At 69.0% G+C, this 19,235-nt stretch carries 14 protein-coding genes and 1 pseudogene; 12 read left to right on the top strand and 3 right to left on the bottom strand.

Annotated elements, in window-relative coordinates; all coding sequences use genetic code 11:
- The first annotated feature begins 121 nt into the window (after positions 1 to 121).
- The 4 genes from metH to ACGFML_RS08305 all read left to right on the top strand — a co-directional run bounded on the left by metH (position 122) and on the right by ACGFML_RS08305 (position 8,178).
- Positions 122 to 3,631: a methionine synthase gene (gene metH / locus ACGFML_RS08320; RefSeq protein ID WP_393541313.1), complete on the top strand. Its 3,510-nt coding sequence runs from the start codon at positions 122 to 124 to the stop codon at positions 3,629 to 3,631.
- 157 nt (positions 3,632 to 3,788) lie between these two features.
- Positions 3,789 to 4,502 carry an HAD family hydrolase gene (locus tag ACGFML_RS08315; protein WP_393541311.1) on the top strand — a complete coding sequence of 238 codons (714 nt, stop codon included), beginning with the start codon at positions 3,789 to 3,791 and terminating at the stop codon, positions 4,500 to 4,502.
- 363 nt (positions 4,503 to 4,865) lie between these two features.
- On the top strand, positions 4,866 to 6,473 hold the full coding sequence (locus tag ACGFML_RS08310) for an ABC transporter substrate-binding protein (RefSeq protein ID WP_393541310.1): 1,608 nt from the start codon (positions 4,866 to 4,868) through the stop codon (positions 6,471 to 6,473).
- A 106-nt stretch (positions 6,474 to 6,579) separates the two neighbouring features.
- Positions 6,580 to 8,178, top strand: coding sequence for an ABC transporter substrate-binding protein (locus ACGFML_RS08305; RefSeq protein WP_393541308.1), 1,599 nt, complete (start codon positions 6,580 to 6,582; stop codon positions 8,176 to 8,178).
- 83 nt (positions 8,179 to 8,261) lie between these two features.
- On the opposite strand, the gene ACGFML_RS08300 is transcribed toward ACGFML_RS08305, so the two are convergent.
- Both ACGFML_RS08300 and ACGFML_RS08295 read right to left on the bottom strand, forming a co-directional pair.
- Positions 8,262 to 8,933, bottom strand: a complete 672-nt coding sequence (locus tag ACGFML_RS08300; protein ID WP_393541307.1) for a response regulator — start codon at positions 8,931 to 8,933, stop codon at positions 8,262 to 8,264.
- Between the two features lie 13 nt (positions 8,934 to 8,946).
- Positions 8,947 to 9,906, bottom strand: a complete 960-nt coding sequence (locus ACGFML_RS08295; RefSeq protein ID WP_393541305.1) for a RecB family exonuclease — start codon at positions 9,904 to 9,906, stop codon at positions 8,947 to 8,949.
- 171 nt (positions 9,907 to 10,077) lie between these two features.
- Between ACGFML_RS08295 and ACGFML_RS08290 the strand changes: the two genes are divergently transcribed.
- From ACGFML_RS08290 to ACGFML_RS08280, 3 genes are all read left to right on the top strand, one after another.
- The gene (locus ACGFML_RS08290) at positions 10,078 to 11,340 is read left to right on the top strand and encodes a site-2 protease family protein (protein ID WP_393541303.1); all 1,263 of its coding nucleotides are present in this window, start codon (positions 10,078 to 10,080) and stop codon (positions 11,338 to 11,340) included.
- Positions 11,341 to 11,726: 386 nt separating this feature from the next.
- Positions 11,727 to 12,662 (top strand): tRNA (adenine-N1)-methyltransferase, encoded by a 936-nt coding sequence (locus ACGFML_RS08285; protein WP_393541301.1) that lies wholly within the window; start codon positions 11,727 to 11,729, stop codon positions 12,660 to 12,662.
- Between the two features lie 252 nt (positions 12,663 to 12,914).
- Complete coding sequence (locus ACGFML_RS08280; protein WP_393541299.1) at positions 12,915 to 13,454, top strand: hypothetical protein; 540 nt, start codon at positions 12,915 to 12,917, stop codon at positions 13,452 to 13,454.
- Positions 13,455 to 13,538: 84 nt separating this feature from the next.
- On the opposite strand, the gene ACGFML_RS08275 is transcribed toward ACGFML_RS08280, so the two are convergent.
- Positions 13,539 to 13,835: a ferredoxin gene (locus ACGFML_RS08275; RefSeq protein ID WP_393541297.1), complete on the bottom strand. Its 297-nt coding sequence runs from the start codon at positions 13,833 to 13,835 to the stop codon at positions 13,539 to 13,541.
- Positions 13,836 to 14,084: 249 nt separating this feature from the next.
- Between ACGFML_RS08275 and arc the strand changes: the two genes are divergently transcribed.
- From arc to prcB, 5 genes and pseudogenes are all read left to right on the top strand, one after another.
- Positions 14,085 to 15,851 carry a proteasome ATPase gene (gene arc / locus ACGFML_RS08270; RefSeq protein WP_393541295.1) on the top strand — a complete coding sequence of 589 codons (1,767 nt, stop codon included), beginning with the start codon at positions 14,085 to 14,087 and terminating at the stop codon, positions 15,849 to 15,851.
- A gap of 277 nt (positions 15,852 to 16,128) precedes the next feature.
- The gene (dop, locus tag ACGFML_RS08265) at positions 16,129 to 17,640 is read left to right on the top strand and encodes a depupylase/deamidase Dop (protein ID WP_393541294.1); all 1,512 of its coding nucleotides are present in this window, start codon (positions 16,129 to 16,131) and stop codon (positions 17,638 to 17,640) included.
- A gap of 188 nt (positions 17,641 to 17,828) precedes the next feature.
- Positions 17,829 to 18,047 carry a ubiquitin-like protein Pup gene (locus ACGFML_RS08260; protein WP_363151457.1) on the top strand — a complete coding sequence of 73 codons (219 nt, stop codon included), beginning with the start codon at positions 17,829 to 17,831 and terminating at the stop codon, positions 18,045 to 18,047.
- Between the two features lie 162 nt (positions 18,048 to 18,209).
- Positions 18,210 to 18,389 (top strand): annotated as a pseudogene (locus ACGFML_RS08255) (endonuclease domain-containing protein); the annotation flags it as partial.
- Positions 18,341 to 19,186, top strand: coding sequence for a proteasome subunit beta (gene prcB / locus ACGFML_RS08250; RefSeq protein WP_393541291.1), 846 nt, complete (start codon positions 18,341 to 18,343; stop codon positions 19,184 to 19,186). The pseudogene ACGFML_RS08255 and the gene prcB, both read left to right, overlap by 49 nt.
- Positions 19,187 to 19,235: the final 49 nt, after the last annotated feature.

The following is a 19,235-nucleotide window of genomic DNA, read 5'->3' as shown; positions in this document are numbered from 1 at the left end:
GCCCCGCTGTCCACGCCGTGGAACGGGGAACCCCTGTACGGGACCGGCAGCTAGGCTGGCCGGGTGCGCCCTCTACCGGAGGACGCAAAGCCGACAGCCGTCGCAACCAGGGAGCATCTCCATGGCCTCGAACACGCCATCGTTCACCAGCACGTCCCGAGTCGAATCCTTCCGTGAGGCACTCGCCTCCCGGGTGGTGGTGGCCGACGGGGCGATGGGCACGATGCTGCAGGCGCAGGATCCGTCGTTGGAGGACTTCCAGCAGCTGGAGGGCTGCAACGAGATCCTGAACCTCACCCGCCCGGACATCGTCCGCTCGGTGCACGAGGAGTACTTCGCGGTCGGTGTCGACTGCGTCGAGACCAACACCTTCGGCGCGAACTTCGCGGCGCTGGCCGAGTACGACATCCCCGAGCAGGTCTTCGAGCTGTCCGAGTCCGGCGCGCGCATCGCCCGCGAGGTGGCGGACGAGTTCACCGCCTCCACCGGCCAGCAGCGCTACGTCCTCGGCTCGATGGGCCCCGGCACCAAGCTGCCGACCCTGGGCCACGCCCCGTACGTCACGCTGCGCGACGCCTACCAGCAGAACGCCGAGGGCATGATCGCCGGCGGCGCCGACGCGCTGCTGGTGGAGACCACCCAGGACCTGCTGCAGACCAAGGCCGCCGTCCTCGGTGCCCGGCGTGCGCTGGAGGTCACCGGCACCCACCTGCCGATCATCTGTTCCGTGACGGTCGAGACGACCGGCACCATGCTGCTGGGTTCCGAGATCGGTGCCGCGCTCACGGCCCTGGAGCCGCTCGGCATCGACATGATCGGTCTGAACTGCGCCACCGGCCCCGCCGAGATGAGCGAGCACCTGCGTTACCTCGCCCGGCACTCCCGCGTGCCGCTCTCCTGCATGCCGAACGCCGGCCTGCCGGTCCTGGGCAAGAACGGCGCGCACTACCCGCTCACCGCCGCGGAGCTGGCCGACGCCCAGGAGACCTTCGTCGCCGAGTACGGCCTCTCGCTGGTGGGCGGCTGCTGCGGCACGACCCCCGAGCATCTGCGGCAGGTCGTCGAGCGGGTCCGCGGCGTGGCCCCCACCGCACGTGAGCCGCGGCCCGAGCCCGGTGCGGCCTCCCTCTACCAGACCGTGCCCTTCCGCCAGGACACCGCCTACCTGGCCATCGGGGAGCGCACCAACGCCAACGGTTCGAAGAAGTTCCGCGAGGCGATGCTGGAGGCCCGCTGGGACGACTGCGTGGAGATGGCCCGCGACCAGATCCGCGAGGGCGCGCACCTGCTCGACCTGTGTGTCGACTACGTGGGCCGCGACGGCGTCGCCGACATGAAGGAGCTGGCGGGCCGGTTCGCCACCGCCTCGACCCTGCCCATCGTGCTGGACTCCACCGAGCTGAACGTCATCGAGGCCGGGCTGGAGAAGCTGGGTGGGCGCGCGGTCATCAACTCCGTGAACTACGAGGACGGGGACGGCCCCGAGTCCCGTTTCACGAAGGTCACCGCCCTGGCCAAGGAGCACGGCGCGGCGCTGATCGCGCTGACCATCGACGAGGAGGGCCAGGCCCGCACCGTCGAGCACAAGGTCGCCATCGCCGAGCGCCTCATCGAGGATCTGACGGGCAACTGGGGCATCCACGAGTCCGACATCCTCATCGACACCCTGACCTTCACGATCTGCACCGGTCAGGAGGAGTCGCGGGGCGACGGCATCGCCACCATCGGGGCGATCCGCGAGCTGAAGCGGCGCCACCCGGACGTGCAGACCACCCTGGGCCTGTCCAACATCTCCTTCGGCCTCAACCCGGCCGCCCGCGTCGTGCTGAACTCCGTGTTCCTGGACGAGTGCGTGAAGGCCGGCCTGGACTCGGCGATCGTGCACGCCTCGAAGATCCTGCCGATCGCGCGCCTCGACGAGGAGCAGGTCACCGCCGCACTCGACCTGATCTACGACCGGCGCAGCGAGGGCTACGACCCCCTTCAGAAGCTCATGGAGCTCTTCGAGGGCGTCAACATGAAGTCGATGAAGGCCGGCAAGGCCGAGGAACTGCTCGCGCTGCCGCTGGAGGAGCGTCTGCAGCGCCGCATCATCGACGGTGAGAAGAACGGCCTGGAGGCGGATCTGGACGCGGCGCTGGCCGAGCGTCCGGCCCTGGAGATCGTCAACGAGACCCTTCTGGAAGGCATGAAGGTGGTCGGCGAGCTCTTCGGCTCCGGTCAGATGCAGCTGCCGTTCGTCCTCCAGTCCGCCGAGGTCATGAAGTCCGCGGTGGCCCACCTGGAGCCGCACATGGAGAAGTCGGACTCGGAGGGCAAGGGCACCATCGTGCTCGCCACCGTCCGTGGCGACGTCCACGACATCGGCAAGAACCTCGTCGACATCATCCTGTCCAACAACGGCTACAACGTCGTCAACCTCGGCATCAAGCAGCCGGTCGCTGCGATCCTGGAAGCCGCCGAGGAACACCGCGCCGACGTCATCGGCATGTCCGGCCTTCTGGTCAAGTCGACCGTGATCATGAAGGAGAACCTCGAGGAGCTCAACCAGCGCAAGATGGCCGCCGACTTCCCCGTCATCCTCGGCGGCGCGGCCCTCACCCGCGCCTACGTCGAGCAGGACCTGCACGAGATCTACGAGGGCGAAGTCCGCTACGCCCGCGACGCGTTCGAGGGACTGCGCCTGATGGACGCCCTCATCGCCGTCAAGCGGGGCGTGCCCGGCGCCACCCTCCCCGAGCTCAAGCAGCGCCGGGTGCCGAAGAAGGACACGGCCGTCCTCGAGGTCGAGGAGCCCGAGGGCTCGGTGCGCTCCGACGTCGCCTTCGACAACCCCGTCCCCGCCCCGCCGTTCTGGGGCACCCGCGTCGTCAAGGGCATCCAGCTCGCCGACTACGCGTCCTGGCTCGACGAGGGCGCGCTCTTCAAGGGCCAGTGGGGCCTCAAGCAGGCCCGTACCGGCGACGGCCCCTCCTACGAGGAGCTGGTGGAGAGCGAGGGCCGTCCGCGGCTGCGTGGCTGGCTGGACAAGCTCCAGACCGAGAACCTCCTCGAAGCCGCCGTCGTCCACGGCTACTTCCCCTGCCACTCCAAGGGCGACGACCTCATCCTCCTCAACGAGGACGGCACCGAGCGCACCCGCTTCACCTTCCCGCGCCAGCGCCGCGGCCGCCGGCTGTGCCTGGCGGACTTCTTCCGCCCGGAGGAGTCCGGCGAGCGCGACGTCGTCGGGCTGCAGGTCGTCACCGTCGGCTCCAAGATCGGCACGGAGACGGCCAAGCTCTTCGAGGCCAACTCCTACCGCGACTACCTCGAGCTGCACGGACTGTCCGTCCAGCTGGCCGAGGCCCTGGCCGAGTACTGGCACGCCCGAGTACGCGCCGAGCTCGGCTTCGCCGGCGAGGACCCGGCCGACGTCGAGGACATGTTCGCGCTGAAGTACCGCGGCGCGCGCTTCTCGCTCGGCTACGGCGCCTGCCCCGACCTGGAGGACCGCGCCAAGATCGCGGACCTGCTCCAGCCGGAGCGCATCGGCGTCGAGCTCTCCGAGGAGTTCCAGCTCCACCCCGAGCAGTCCACGGACGCCATCGTCATCCACCACCCGGAGGCGAAGTACTTCAACGCCAGGTAGGAGCGCCGGGCCGCGGACGGTTTCCGTCCGCACCGGAGCGCGCATCGGACCGTAGCGTCGTACAATGGTCGGTCCGGTAGTGGCCGGTCGCATCCCCCGCCGGGGGCGGCGACCGGCCCTTTCGTCCCTTGGGGGACGTCTCAACGGAGGTGGATGGATGACCAGCAGCATCCCCGCAGTCGGCACCCGCACGGCCGAGCCCGCCACCCTCCAGGCCGTCTTCCTCGATCTCGACGGGACGCTCGTCGACACCGAGGGCTTCTGGTGGGAGGCCGAGGCCGAGGTCTTCGCGGAACTGGGGCACATCCTGGACGACGGCCACCGCGAGGTCGTCGTCGGCGGACCGATGACCCGCAGCGCCGGCTACCTCATCCAGGCCACCGGCGCCCAGATCGGCCTCGCCGAGCTCAGCGGTCTGCTCAACGCCCGGTTCGCCGCCCGGATCGGCCGTGGGGTGCCGTTGATGCCCGGTGCGCGGCGGCTGCTGGCCGAGCTGCGTGCCCACCGGGTGCCGACCGCCCTGGTCTCCGCCTCGCACCGCGCCATCATCGACCGGATGCTGCACTGGCTGGGCGCCGAGAACTTCGACCTGACGCTGGCCGGCGACGAGCTGCCGCGCACCAAGCCCCACCCGGACCCGTATCTGACGGCCGCCGCCCGGCTGGGTGTGGACCCGGAGCGCTGTGCCGTCGTCGAGGACACCCTGACCGGTGTGACGGCGGGGGAGGCCGCCGGCTGCCGGGTCGTCGCCGTGCCGTCGGTGACACCGATCCCGCCGACCGCCGGCCGGACGGTCGTCGGCTCCCTGGAAGAAGTCGACCTGGCATTTCTCCGCACGCTCATCACGGAAAGCCGTGGAAACGTGCACTGAGCGTGTCCCGGCGGAAAGCGCCGGGAACTCAGGGGAGCGGCCCGCTCATTTTCTGTGACGAATGAGCCGTCTGAATTCCGATGGTGCCCGAGAGCGCGGAGTGCGTGACGTTTCTCACGTGCCGGGCCGTCGACAGCGGGCCCGGCGAATGCTCCAGGGGGTGCGGTTGGGGGTTTCTACGGGGGTAAGTGTCCGGGTTGGTGGGGCAACGCGCGAATCGTTCCACCGTCCGGATATCGGTCATGGCCCCGCCGTTATCCCATAGCGATATTGATTCAACTTCGTTGTGTCCCGGACCGGCTGGCCGTTCCTACTAATGTCGACGCGAGCAACACCTCTGCGCTGATAAGGAACCTGCCGACGATGAACCGCAAGACCTTGGTGCTGCCGGTCCTGGCCGGTCTGCTCGCCCCCGCACTGACCGCCTGTGGCGGCACGGACGGCGCGGGCGAAGGCGGCGACCCGATCGTCGTCGGGGTCGCCACACAGATCGAGGCCACCAAGGCAGCGCCCGCCCCGCTCGACCCCGCACAGGCCTACGACGTCGACGCCTGGAACGTCCTGCGGGGCACCCTCCAGACGCTGATGCGGCTGCCCCGCACGGGCAACGCCCCGGTGCCGGAGGCGGCCGAGTCGTGCGGGTTCCGCGACACGCAGAACGAGCAGTACCGGTGCACCCTGCGCAAGGGCCTGAAGTTCTCCAACGGCCATGCCCTGACGGCGCAGGACGTCAAGTTCTCCATCGACCGGATGCTGCAGCTCAACAACACCAACGGCCCGGTGTCGCTGCTCGACGGCATCGACAAGGTCGAGACGCCCAGCGACAGCGAGGTGGTCTTCCACCTCAAGAAGCCGGACGCCACCTTCCCGCAGAAGCTCGCGACGCCGGCCGCCGCCATCGTCGACCCCGAGGTGTACCCGAAGAACCGCCTGTACAAGGGCTTCGCCCTGATGGGCTCCGGCCCGTACACGCTCAAGGCGGAGCACACCGCGGACCACATCACCAAGGCCGTCTTCGCCAAGAACCCCGAGTACAAGGGCGGGATCGCCGCGAAGAACGACGCGGTCGAGATGCGCTTCTTCACGGACTCCGCGCAGATGGAGAAGGCGCTGCGCAAGGGCGATATCGATGTGATGAACCGCGGTCTGTCACCGGATCAGATCAAGGGCCTGGAGAACGCCCGCGACCAGCACATCGCGCTCCAGGAGATGCCGGGCCAGGAGATCCGCTACATCGCCTTCGACACCAAGGACCCCAAGGTCGCCGACAAGGCCGTACGGCAGGCGATGGCGCAGATCGTCAACCGCTCGGAGCTGGTGCGCGACGTCTACTCCTACACCGGTGACCCGCTCTACTCGCTGGTCCCCACCGGTCTGACCGGGCACACCAACTCGTTCTTCAACAAGTACGGCAACCCCAGCGTCACCGCCGCCCGCAAGACCCTGCAGCAGGCGAACATCTCCACCCCGGTGAAGTTCACCCTCGCGTACACCAAGCACCACTACGGCTCCAGCACCGCCAAGGAGTTCCGTACGCTCCAGCAGCAGCTCAACGACAGCAAGCTGTTCGACGTGGACATCAAGGGCGTCGACAGCTGGCAGCAGTTCCGCACCGACTCCCAGGCGGGCAAGTACACCGCCTACGGCATGGGCTGGTTCGCCGACCTCCCGGACGCGGACAACTACATCGCGCCGTTCATCGGCAAGGGAAACTTCCTCAACTCCCAGTACCACAACGCCAGGATCGAATCGCAGCTGATCCCGGCCACCCGCCAGCAGACCGACCGCAACGCCGCCGCGACCGGCTTCAAGCAGGCACAGGACATCCTCGCCAACGACGTCCCGATGCTCCCGCTGTGGCAGGGCAAGCAGTACGTCGCCGCCCGGGACGACATCACCGGCCTGGGATGGGCCCTCAACTCCTCCTCTGCCCTGCAGATCTGGGAGCTGGGCCGCGGCGTCGCCGACTGACCCGCGGCAGCCGTCCGTACGACACCCACCGGCCGCGGCGGCAGGACCGCCGCGGCCGTTCCCTGCACCGCAGCGACACCGCGACACCGAGCGTGAGGACCCCGTAGTGAGGAAGCGTGACCAGTGGCTGGCGGCCCCCGTCGGGGCGGGGCTGGCGACAGCTCTGCTCGCGATGGCGGGGTGCAGCAGCGACGACACCGGCGCGGGCGGCCACGGCGAACCGATTGTCATGGGAATGACAGACAAGGTCGTCTCCACCGACCCCGCCGCCGGCTACGAGCCCGGCTCCTGGCTGCTGTTCAACAACGTCTTCCAGTCGCTGCTGAGCTTCCCCAAGGGCGGCACCCAGCCCGAGCCGGAGGCGGCCAAGCGCTGCGTCTTCACCGACACCCGCAGCCAGGTCTACCGCTGCACTCTCAAGGACGGCCTCACCTTCAGCAACGGCAACGCGCTGACCTCGAAGGACGTCAAGTTCTCCTTCGACCGCACCCGCCGCATCAAGGACAAGAACGGCCCCGCCGTGATGTTCTCCGCCCTCGACCGGGTCGAGACACCTGACGCCAGGACCGTCGTCTTCCGCCTGAAGACACCCGACGCCACCTTCCCCATGAAGATCGCCTCGGGCGCCGGCTCCATCGTCGACCACACCGCCTACCCGGCCGACCGGCTGCGCAACGACGGCAAGGCGGTCGGCTCCGGCGTCTACACCCTCGACAAGTACAGCTCCCGGCAGGCCGTCTTCGGCGTCAACTCCTCCTACAAGGGTCCCGCCAAGGTCAAGAACTCCGGGATGACCGTGAAGTTCTTCGACCGCAGCGACGCACTCAAGAAGGCCGTCCGCGGCGGATCCGTCGACGTCGCCTACCGCGGACTGGCCATGCAGGACATCGCCGCCCTCGCCAACGCCTCGCTCCACGAACAGGACGGCACCCAGGTCGTCGAGGGCAGCAGCGCCGAGGTCATGCACCTGGTCTTCAACCTCAAGGACCCGGTCGCCGGCAAGATAGGCGTCCGCAAGGCGATCGCCTACCTCCTGGACCGCTCCACGCTCGTACGGGACGTCTACCGGCACACCGCGGAACCGCTCTACTCGGTCGTCCCCGCGGGCATCACCGGCCACAACACCGCCTTCTTCAACACCTACGGCGACCGGCCGCACCCCGACAAGGCCACCAGCGCCCTGCGCGGCGCCGGCCTGACCCGCAAGGTGCCGCTCACCCTGTGGGCCACCCCGTCCCGCTTCGGCCCGGGAACCGTCCCCGCCGTCGAGGAAATCGCCCAACAGCTCAACGGCAGTGGCCTGTTCGCCGCCAAGGTGCGCAGCGTGCCCACCGAGGAGTACGAGAAGGGCGTGGCGTCCGGCCGCTTCGGCGTCTACGTCAAGGGCTGGATCCCCGACTACCCGGACCCGGACAACTTCACCCAGCCGTTCTTCGGCAAGGACAGCGTGCTGGCCAACCACTACGACTCGCCGCAGATCACCGGCCGGCTGCTGCCCCGGACGGCCGACCAGCCCGACCGCGGCGCCACCAAGGACACCTTCCGCGAGGTGCAGGACATCGTCGCCCGGGACCTGCCGGTCATCCCGCTGTGGCAGGGCAAGCAGTACGCCGTCGCCGGCGACGGGGTCTCCGGCCTGGAGTGGACCCTGGACTCCTCGACCGTCTTCCGCTTCTGGGAGATCAGCAAGTCGGCCGACGCCTGATCCGCCCGGAGCACAAGGGCAGCGGGGCCGGTCCGGGGAGATCCCGGGCCGGCCCCGCCGCCTTCGTCGTCACGCGCCGCCGGCTACTGGGCCCCGGGGCGCACCAGCCCGCTCTCGTACGCGTACACCGCCGCCTGCACCCGGTCCCGCAGACCCAGCTTCGTCAGCACATGGCCCACATGCGTCTTCACGGTCGTCTCGCTGACGAAGAGATCCGCGGCGATCTCGGCGTTCGACAGCCCGCGCGCCACCAACTTGAGCACCTCCACCTCGCGCTCGGTGAGCGTGTGCAGGGTGTCCGGCACCGGTTCCTCGCCCGACGGCAGATGGCCCGCGTACTTGTCCAGCAGCCGGCGCGTGATGCTGGGAGCGAGCATCGCCTCGCCACCGGCCACCACCCGGATCGCCTGTACCAGCTCGTTGGCCGGCGCGTCCTTGAGAAGGAATCCGCTGGCCCCGGCCCGCAGCGCCTCGACGACGTACTCGTCCAGATCGAAGGTGGTCAGCACCAGCACCTTGGCCGGACCGTCCTTGGCCGGGCCGGTGATCTGCCGGGTCGCCTCCACGCCGTCCATCCGGGGCATCCGGATGTCCATCAGCACCACATCGGGCTGCAGGACCCGTACCTGTTCCAGCGCCTGCAGACCGTCACCGGCCTCACCGACGACCGCCAGATCCTGCTCGGCCTCCAGGATCATCCGAAATCCCGTGCGCAGCAGGGGCTGGTCGTCGACCAGCAGGACGCGGATAGCCACGTGCTCTCCTTCGTTAGACCGCGTCCATTCTGCCCTGCTCCCCGCCGCCGCCCGCCGCCGGGCGGACCGCCAGGGGATAGACCGGGGGAGTGCCGCCGAATTCCGGACAGCGCGCCTGATGGTCGCACCAGCCGCACAGCTTGGTCGGCCGCGGCCGCCAGTCGCCGGTGTCCGTCGCCAGCTGGATCGCGTCCCACAGGGCCAGCAACTTGCGCTCCACTCCCCGCAGATCGGCCTCGCTCGGGTCGTAGGTGATCACATCGCCGCTGCCCAGATACACCAGCTGCAACCGCCGCGGCACCGCACCGCTGCGCCGCCACATCACCAGCGCGTAGAACTTCATCTGGAACAGCGCGCCCTCGGCGAACTGCGGACGCGGCGCCTTGCCGGTCTTGTAGTCGACGATCCGGACCTCGCCCGTCGGCGCGATGTCGACCCGGTCGATGAAGCCGCGCAGCCGCAGCCCGGACTCCAGCACCGTCTCCACGTACAGCTCGCGCTCCGCCGGCTCCAGCCGCGTCGGGTCCTCCAGCGAGAACCACCGCTCCACCAGCGCCTCGGCCTCCGCCAGCCACGCCGCCAGCCGCTCGCCCTCCGCGTCGTCCGCGAACAGCTCCGCCAGCTCCGGCCGCTTGGCCAGCAACTTCTCCCACTCGCCCGGCACCATCGCCCGCGCGCCCGGGGCGGTGCGCTGCGCCGCCGGCGCGTCGAAGAGTCGCTCCAGCACGGAGTGCACCACCGTGCCGCGGGTCGCCGCCGCGCTCGGCTTCTCCGGCAGTTTGTCGATCACCCGGAAGCGGTACAGCAGCGGGCACTGCAGGAAATCGCTCGCCCGCGACGGTGACAGCGCCACCGGCCGGACCGCCCCCGCGGCCTCCGACCCCACCCGCTGAGCCCCCACCCCGCCCGCGGTCTGCTGCGCGTCCTGCCCGCCCTGCGTGGCCGCCTCGGCCCCTTCGGTGCTCGTTCCCATGCCACAAGACCCTACGGCCCGCCACTGACAACCGCGTACGGCCGACGGCGGGCCCCCGCAGCGGAGCCGGCCGGGCCACTCCGCATACCATCGACGCCAGAACCCTTCGCCCTGCATGATCGGAAGATCACGCCACGCAGGCGCGAAGGCCGCATTCGACGAGGGGACGCCGTGGACGACAGCGGGAAGCCGCAGGACGACCCCGGGGAGTCCGTGCAGCACCGGCCGCCCGAGCCGCCCAGGGACAGCAAGGACCCCAAGGACCCCAAAGCACCGGGCAAGAGGACCGGCGGCGGCATCCTGATGGGGCGCCCCTTCGGCGTGCCGGTCTACGTCGCCCCCAGCTGGTTCGTGGTCGCCGCCCTGATCACCTGGGTCTTCGGCGGTCAGCTCGATCGGGTCCTGCCCGAACTCGGCGGCACCCGCTATCTCGTGTCGCTGTTCTTCGCCGTCGCCTTCTACGCCTCGGTGCTCGTCCACGAGCTCGCACACACCGTTGCCGCGCTCCGCTTCAAGCTGCCCGTCCGCCGCATCCAGCTGCAGTTCTTCGGCGGCGTCTCGGAGATCGAGAAGGAGAGCGAAACGCCCGGCCGGGAGTTCGTCCTCGCCTTCGTCGGCCCGCTGCTCTCCCTCGTCCTGGCCGGCGTCTTCTACGCCGGCATGCAGCTGGTCGAACCCGCCACCGTGCCCGGCGTCCTGCTCGCCGGCCTGATGATCTCCAACCTGATCGTCGCCGTCTTCAACCTGCTGCCCGGCCTCCCCCTGGACGGCGGCCGGATGCTGCGCGCCGTCGTCTGGAAGATCACCGGCAGGCCCATGACCGGCACCGTCGCCGCCGCCTGGGTCGGCCGCGCGCTCGCCGTCACCGTGCTCATCGGCCTCCCGCTGCTCACCCACACCGGCGCGCTGGGCCCCGCCCCCGCCGAGATCGGCGGCGCCGACTCGCTCACCGACGCCCTGCTCGCCGCGATCCTGGCCGCCATCATCTGGACCGGCGCCGGCAACAGCCTGCGCATGGCCCGGCTGCGCGAACGCCTACCGGACCTCACCGCCCGCACGCTGACCCGCCGCGCCGTCCCGGTGGAGACCGACACCCCGCTCTCCGAGGCCCTGCGCCGCGCCAACGACGCCGGCGCCCGCGCCCTGGTCGTCGTCGACCGCCAGGGCAGCCCCACCGCCCTGGTGCGCGAGGCCGCCATCGTCGGCGTGCCCGACCACCGCCGCCCCTGGGTTCCGGTGGGCACCCTCGCCCAGGACCTCAAGGAGGGCATGCGGGTTCCCGCCGAGCTCGCCGGCGAGGACCTCCTGGAATTCCTGCGGGCCACTCCGGCGACCGAGTACCTCGTCGTCGAGGAGAGGGGCGAGATCTACGGCGTGCTGTCGACGGCCGACGTGGAACGGGCCTTTGTGTCCGCCATGGGCCGACGCGCCTGACGAGCACGGACCCCGACCCAGGTCCTGCGGTGGACCCGGGGCACTGCTCCCGACGCCGGGCCTTCCCCCGCCGGGCCCGGCAGACGCCGGGCCCTTCCTACGCCCGCCCGCTTCCGCCCCCGTCGTGCGTGGGCCCGCTTCCGCCCCCCGCCGCGCGTGGCCCGCTCGTCCCGCCGCGTGCGCGACGGCCGCGGCCCGGCGGGGCTTCGCGCCCGGCACCCCTGGGTAGCCCCCTGGCCGGGGGGCCGACCGCGTTCGAACCGCCAGTTGGCGGACGCCCCCGCCCGCCGTCCTCGCCCACCCCGCCCGTCCCCCGCACCCGCCCCGCCGGCCGTCCCCGCCGCCCACTGGTCCGGCCCGCCCCGATCGGCCGGTAGGCTGGTCACATGTCCGAACCGACCGGTGCCGCCCGCCGTCGCGGGCCCTTCAAGGTCGGGGACCAGGTCCAGCTCACCGATCCCAAGGGACGCCACTACACCTTCACGCTCGAAGAGGGAAAAAGCTTCCACACCCACAAGGGAGCTTTCCCCCACGACGAGCTGATCGGTGCTCCCGAGGGCAGTGTTGTCCGTACCACCGGGAACGTCGCCTACCTCGCGCTGCGCCCGCTGCTCCCCGACTACGTCCTGTCCATGCCCCGCGGTGCCGCCGTGGTCTACCCCAAGGACGCGGGGCAGATCCTGGCGATGGCCGACATCTTCCCCGGCGCCCGGGTCGTCGAGGCCGGTGTGGGCTCCGGCTCGCTCAGCAGCTTCCTGCTGCGCGCCATCGGCGACGACGGCATGCTGCACTCCTACGAGCGCCGCGCCGACTTCGCCGAGATCGCCACGCAGAACGTCGAGCGCTACTTCGGCGGTCCGCACCCCGCGTGGACGCTCACCGTCGGCGACCTCCAGGACAACCTCTCCGACACCGACGTCGACCGCGTCATCCTCGACATGCTCGCCCCCTGGGAGTGCCTGGAGGCTGTCTCCAAGGCCCTGGTCCCCGGTGGCATCCTCTGCGCGTACGTCGCCACGACCACGCAGATGGCCCGCACCGTCGAGGCGATCCGCGAGCACGGCACCTTCAACGAGCCGTCGGCCTGGGAGACCATGGTCCGCACCTGGCACGTCGAGGGCCTCGCCGTCCGCCCGGACCACCGGATGATCGGCCACACCGGCTTCCTGCTCACCGCCCGTCGCCTCGCCGACGGGGTCGAGCCGCCGCTGCGCCGCCGCCGGCCCGCCAAGGGCGCCTACGGCGAGGACTACACCGGCCCGGGCAAGAACGCCCAGGGCTCGGCATCCGGCGGCACCGACGCCGCCACGGAGCGCGGCTGACGGTCCCGACCCGGCCACCGAATCACCAGGCGCCGCCGACGAGTTCCCGCAACGGGGGCCGTCGGCGGCGCCGCTTCGTTCACCTGGTCGTTCACCACGTGATGGGAGCGTAAAACTCCGGTCCCGCTGGTTCCGTGCCGCCGACTCCTGTGGAACGATGCTGGCCACTCCCACCGCCACAGCTCTTCACAGGAGTTACCCCGCGTGCAGCCCTTGGCAGGCCAGGACCTTTTGCATACCCAGCCCCGCCCCATGCACTGGCTCGCCACGGCCACCGCAGTCTCGGCGGTCGTCGCGGCCGCGTCGTTCGTCCAGCCGCCCGACGCCACGGCCACCACCGCGCACGCCGCCACCAAACCCGGCCGGCACAGCACGGCCGCCCCCGATCCGGGCAAGGTCACCTTTCCCGTGAACTGCGGACCGAACCGTGTCGACGTCGTGCAGAAGACCTCCGGCGACCTCGACGGCGACGGCACCACCGAGACCGTCGCGGTGGTCCGCTGCCACAGCGATACCGGCACGCCGCCCAGCAGCGTCTTCGTACTGGCCCAGCCGACCGACCCCAAGGCCGCGCCGCGCATCGTGGCGACCCTTGTGGCGCCTTCCCAGAGGCTCAACGTCCAGGACTTTGCCCTGCAGGACGGCAAGATCTCGGCGACGCTCCTGGGCTACTCCACGCTCGATGTCCCGCGCTGCTGTCCCGACATTCACAAGAGCGCCAAATGGCAATGGCGGGACGGGAAGTTCATCCAGAGTGAAATTCCCGCCACCGCCGATACCGAAGGTGCCTGACCGGTCACATGAAGTGCGCGTATGCGGGGCCTCCCCTACGCTCCGCCTACGCCGTGTCCGCCCGATGTCTACCCCGCGTCGCGACTACTCCGCGTCCGGCCCGTAGACCTCCACCCGGTCCTCGACCCGGCGTACGTGAATGCAGTCACCGGGGCACTCCTTGGCCGAGTCCCGGATGTCGTTGAGCAGCGGCAGCGGGACGGGCGTTGTGGCCCCCTTGTCCTGCAGCAGCTCGTCGTCCGCGCTCTTGACATAGGCCAGGCCGTCGATGTCGAGCTCGAAAACCTCGGGCGCGTACTGGACGCAGATCCCGTCGCCTGTGCACAGGTCCTGGTCGATCCAGACTTCAAGCTCTGGACGGGCTTCATCCTGCGCGGTCATCTCGCCTGCCGTTCCTGCGTACGTGAACCGTTTTTGTCTAAGTGGCGCCAGCCCTGACGGGTGTTGACCGTCTCGACGATACAACCGCTCGCTTTCCGATGTTGTTGGGTGGGTATTCCCTTGGCGTGAGGACGTGCGCAAGGGTGAAGATCGGACACACCCCGACAGTCTTTTCGATCTAGGGGTTTCAACCTGCACCGGCCCAGGTAGGGTCAGGAAGCGTCCAGCTCCTTGGAGGAGGTGAGGACCGTGGCAGCCCACGACGACGACATCAACCGCGGCATCCGGCCGGGGCGAGGGTCTGAAGATCCAGCCGGCCAGGTTGCCTATCTTGAGCAGGAGATCGCCGTCCTGCGACGCAAGCTCGCCGACTCTCCGCGACACACGAGGATTCTCGAAGAGCGGATCGTCGAGCTGCAGACCAACCTGGCCGGCGTTTCCGCACAGAACGAGCGACTCGCCAATACTCTCCGCGAGGCACGCGACCAGATCGTCGCGCTCAAGGAGGAGGTCGACCGGCTCGCACAGCCGCCGGCCGGCTTCGGTGTCTTCCTGCAGGCGAATGAGGACGGCACGGCCGACATTTTCACCGGAGGCAGAAAACTCCGGGTCAATGTCAGCCCCAGCGTCGAGACCGAGGACCTCCGGCGCGGCCAGGAGGTCATGCTCAACGAAGCGCTCAATGTGGTCGAGGCCATGGAGTTCGAGAGCGCCGGGGACATCGTCACCCTCAAGGAGATCCTTGAGGACGGCGAGCGTGCCCTGGTCATCGGGCACACCGACGAGGAACGGGTGGTGCGGCTCGCCGAGCCGCTGCTGGACATCACCATCCGCGCCGGCGACGCCCTGCTGCTCGAACCCCGCTCCGGCTACGTCTACGAAGTCATTCCGAAGAGCGAGGTCGAGGAACTCGTCCTCGAAGAGGTTCCGGACATCGACTACACCAAGATCGGCGGTCTGGGCGGCCAGATCGAACTGATCCGGGACGCGGTCGAGCTCCCCTACCTCTACCCCGACCTCTTCAAGGAGCACGAACTCCGTCCGCCCAAGGGCGTCTTGCTCTACGGCCCCCCGGGCTGCGGCAAGACGCTCATCGCCAAGGCGGTCGCCAACTCGCTTGCCAAGAAGGTCGCCGAGGTGACCGGGCAGCCCGCGGGGAAGAGCTTCTTCCTCAACATCAAGGGCCCCGAGCTGCTCAACAAGTACGTCGGTGAGACGGAGCGGCACATCCGGCTGGTCTTCCAGCGGGCCAGGGAGAAGGCCAGCGAGGGTACCCCCGTCATCGTCTTCTTCGACGAGATGGACTCCCTCTTCCGCACCCGCGGTTCCGGTGTCAGCTCGGACGTGGAGAACACCATCGTCCCGCAGCTGCTCTCCGAGATCGACGGTGTGGAGGGCCTCGAGAACGTCATCGTGATCGGTGCCTCGAACCGCGAGGACATGATCGACCCGGCCATTCTGCGCCCCGGCCGCCTCGACGTGAAGATCAAGATCGAGCGCCCGGACGCGGAGGCCGCCAAGGACATCTTCTCGAAGTACCTCACGCCGAATCTTCCGCTGCACGCCGACGATCTCTCCGAACACGGGGATTCCCGCAAGGCGGCGGTCAGCGCGATGATCCAGTCGGTCGTCGAGCAGATGTATGCGGAATCCGAGGAAAATCGCTTCCTCGAGGTCACCTATGCAAATGGTGACAAGGAAGTCCTCTACTTCAAGGACTTCAACTCCGGAGCGATGATCGAGAACATCGTCGGACGTGCGAAGAAGATGGCCATCAAGGCATTCCTCGAGCACAATCAAAAGGGTCTGCGGGTCTCCCATCTCCTCCAGGCGTGCGTGGATGAGTTCAAGGAGAACGAAGACCTGCCCAACACCACCAACCCGGACGACTGGGCCCGGATCTCCGGCAAGAAGGGCGAGCGGATCGTATACATCCGTACGCTGGTCACCGGAAAGCAGGGCGCGGACACCGGCCGCTCCATCGACACGGTGGCGAATACCGGCCAATACCTGTAACACCGCACTCCGGCTGCGGATGTCCTGCACGGGGCGTCCGCAGCCGGACGCTTTTCCGGGGCCGCACGGGCCGGCCCCCGCCAAGAGCGCGATGGATCAGGGAAAACCGGACTGGAGCAATGACTGTAATGATCTCCCCAGCGCCGCAAAGGCGTTCTAGGCTCTTCGGTACCGCCGCGTCACGCTGTGCAGGAGCGGGGAACGCACACGTACCGGAGGCGCCGCGGTACTTGAGCGCCGACCCCATCCGGGGGCGCCGCCGGGCAAGGAGGGCCGCATGACCGTACGGCGAGTAATGGGGATCGAGACGGAGTACGGGATCTCCGTCCCCGGCCACCCGAATGCCAATGCCATGCTCACCTCGTCCCAGGTCGTCAACGCCTATGCGGCCGCGATGCACCAGGAGCGACGGGCTCGCTGGGACTTCGAGGAGGAGAATCCGCTGCGGGACGCCCGCGGCTTCGACCTCGCCCGCGAGGCCGCCGACTCCAGCCAGCTCACCGACGAGGACATCGGCCTGGCCAATGTGATCCTCACGAACGGGGCCCGGCTCTACGTCGACCACGCCCACCCCGAATACAGCGCCCCCGAGGTCACCAATCCGCGCGACGCCGTCCTCTGGGACAAGGCGGGCGAGCGGATCATGGCCGAGGCCGCCGAGCGGGCGGCCCAGGTCCCTGGGGCCCAGCCCATCCACCTCTACAAGAACAACACCGACAACAAGGGCGCGTCCTACGGCACGCACGAGAACTATCTGATGAAGCGGGAGACCCCGTTCTCGGACATCGTGCGCCACCTGACGCCGTTCTTCGTCTCCCGCCAGGTGGTGACCGGCGCCGGCCGGGTCGGCATCGGCCAGGACGGCCGCGAGCACGGCTTCCAGCTCAGCCAGCGCGCCGACTACTTCGAGGTGGAGGTCGGGCTGGAGACGACCCTCAAGCGCCCGATCATCAACACCCGCGACGAGCCGCACGCGGATGCCGAGAAGTACCGCCGGCTGCACGTGATCATCGGTGACGCCAACCTCTCCGAGATCTCGACCTACCTCAAGCTCGGCACCACCTCACTGGTCCTGTCCATGATCGAGGACGGCTTCATCGCCGTGGATCTGGCCGTCGACCAGCCGGTACGCACCCTTCACCACGTCTCGCACGACCCCTCCCTGCAACACCTGATCACCCTCCGCAGCGGCCGCACGCTCACCGCCGTCCAGCTCCAGATGGAGTACTTCGAGCTGGCCCGCAAGTACGTCGAGGACCGCTACGGAGCGGATGCGGACGAGCAGACCAAGGACGTCCTGACCAGGTGGGAGGACGTGCTCGGGCGGCTGGAGAACGACCCGATGAGCCTGTCGGGCGAGCTGGACTGGGTGGCCAAGCGCGAGCTGATGGAGGGCTACCGCCGGCGCGACGGGCTGGAGTGGGACGCGGCGCGGCTGCACCTCATCGATCTCCAGTACGCCGATGTACGCGCCGAAAAGGGCCTGTACAACCGTCTGGCGGCCCGCGGCAAGATGAAGCGCCTGTTGGACGAGGCCGACGTCGACCGGGCCCAGCGCAAGCCCCCGGAGGACACCAGGGCCTACTTCCGCGGCCGCTGCCTGGAGCAGTACGCCGATGACGTGGCGGCGGCCTCCTGGGACTCGGTCATCTTCGATCTCCCGGGCCGTGACTCCCTGCAGCGGGTTCCCACGCTGGAACCCCTGCGCGGAACCCGCAAGCACGTCAAGGAGCTGCTGGACCGCTGCCGCACCGCCGAGGAGCTGGTGCGGACGCTTTCCGGTCGCTGACGTGCGGCGGATTCGGGACGGTTTCACGACGATCGACAGCTGATCCGCGGCTGAAATGGCCGCGGCGCGGGAATCATCCAGGTGACTCCCGGACGTTGCACCAAGTGCAGGGCCGATGTCGGATCCTGCTTGTAGGGTCGGATCTTGAAGGTCACATCGAGCGGGGCGAACCGAGCGGGGTGAGGGATATGGCGACCAAGGACAGCGGCGGCGGGCAGCAGAAGGCCACGCGTTCCACCGAAGAGGTCGAGGAGCAGACGCAGGACGCGCAGGCTTCGGAAGACCTCAAGGAACGCCAGGAGAAATTGTCGGACGACGTGGATTCGGTGCTCGACGAAATCGACGATGTCCTCGAAGAGAATGCCGAGGATTTCGTGCGGAGCTTCGTCCAGAAAGGCGGCGAGTGAGGCAGTTGTCCGAATTGCCCGAGGGGAATTCCTCTCGGCGCGAGCGGGCGCTGCCGTCGGATTCCTTCGCGCCGATCGAGTCCGTCGTCCACGGACTCCCCGGCCGGCCTCGGTCGCTCTTGCGACCGGGGCCGAGCACACCCCGCGTGATCCCTGTCCCGACATGTGGATCACGGCCGTCGGACGGGTAAGGTCCGAGACGTACTGTGCTTCAGCTGCAACGCAGCCTTGGGCCAATTCAAGGATCGGCCGGACGTTTTGAGGCGGGCGGCCGAGTATCTGGAAGGAAACGTGTGGAAGCCAACACTCGTAGCACCGGGCGTCTGCCAGCTGCCTTCCTGACGCCTGGCTCCTCGTCGTTCATGGATTTCATCGGTACGCACTCGCCCGATCTGCTGCCGGGCAACCGCCCGTTGCCGCCCGTGCAGGGCGCCATCGAGGCGCCGCACGGGACGACCATCGTGGCGGCGTCGTTCCCCGGCGGTGTGGTGCTCGCCGGTGACCGCAGGGCGACGATGGGCAATGTCATCGCGCAGCGCGACATCGAGAAGGTCTTCCCGGCCGACGAGTACTCCGCGGTCGGCATCGCCGGCACGGCCGGTCTCGCGGTCGAGATGGTCAAGCTGTTCCAGCTGGAGCTGGAGCACTTCGAGAAGGTGGAAGGCGTTCAACTCTCCCTGGAGGGCAAGGCGAACCGCCTCTCCACGATGATCCGGGGCAATCTCGGGATGGCCATGCAGGGCCTGGCCATCGTGCCGCTGTTCGCCGGCTGGGACGTGGACCGCCAGAAGGGCCGGATCTTCTCGTACGACGTCACCGGCGGGCGCTCCGAGGAACACGGCTTCGCGTCGACGGGCTCGGGTTCCGTCTTCGCGCGCGGTGCCCTCAAGAAGCTCTACCGCGAGAACTTCACCGAGGAGCAGGCCGCCACGGCCGTCGTCCAGGCGCTGTACGACGCGGCGGACGACGACTCGGCCACGGGCGGGCCCGATCTGGTCCGGCGGATCTATCCGATCGTGACGGTGATCACCGACGCGGGCTTCAAGAAGCTGACCGAGGCAGAGGTGTCGGAGATCGCCCGCGCCATTCATGAGCACCGCCTCGAACAGCCCGACGGCCCGCGCGCCGCGCTGCTCTGACGGGACGGATGTTCCGGAATGCATTCGCCAGTGAGAGAGCCATTGACAG

The sequence above is a fragment of the Streptomyces sp. NPDC048650 genome (assembly GCF_043199095.1).
Lineage (GTDB): Bacteria > Actinomycetota > Actinomycetes > Streptomycetales > Streptomycetaceae > Streptomyces.
The sequence above is the reverse complement of the archived record's forward strand: the minus strand, read 5'-3'. Positions and strand labels throughout refer to the sequence as shown.

What these genes read in the sequence shown, in the direction of transcription:
- metH (WP_393541313.1), top strand. Translation starts at nt 122, where the DNA reads ATGGCCTCGAACACGCCATCGTTCACCAGCACGTCCCGAGTCGAATCC.
- ACGFML_RS08315 (WP_393541311.1), top strand. Translation starts at nt 3,789, where the DNA reads ATGACCAGCAGCATCCCCGCAGTCGGCACCCGCACGGCCGAGCCCGCC.
- ACGFML_RS08310 (WP_393541310.1), top strand. Translation starts at nt 4,866, where the DNA reads ATGAACCGCAAGACCTTGGTGCTGCCGGTCCTGGCCGGTCTGCTCGCC.
- ACGFML_RS08295 (WP_393541305.1), bottom strand. Translation starts at nt 9,906, where the DNA reads ATGGGAACGAGCACCGAAGGGGCCGAGGCGGCCACGCAGGGCGGGCAG.
- ACGFML_RS08285 (WP_393541301.1), top strand. Translation starts at nt 11,727, where the DNA reads ATGTCCGAACCGACCGGTGCCGCCCGCCGTCGCGGGCCCTTCAAGGTC.
- ACGFML_RS08280 (WP_393541299.1), top strand. Translation starts at nt 12,915, where the DNA reads ATGCACTGGCTCGCCACGGCCACCGCAGTCTCGGCGGTCGTCGCGGCC.
- ACGFML_RS08275 (WP_393541297.1), bottom strand. Translation starts at nt 13,835, where the DNA reads ATGACCGCGCAGGATGAAGCCCGTCCAGAGCTTGAAGTCTGGATCGAC.
- dop (WP_393541294.1), top strand. Translation starts at nt 16,129, where the DNA reads ATGACCGTACGGCGAGTAATGGGGATCGAGACGGAGTACGGGATCTCC.
- ACGFML_RS08260 (WP_363151457.1), top strand. Translation starts at nt 17,829, where the DNA reads ATGGCGACCAAGGACAGCGGCGGCGGGCAGCAGAAGGCCACGCGTTCC.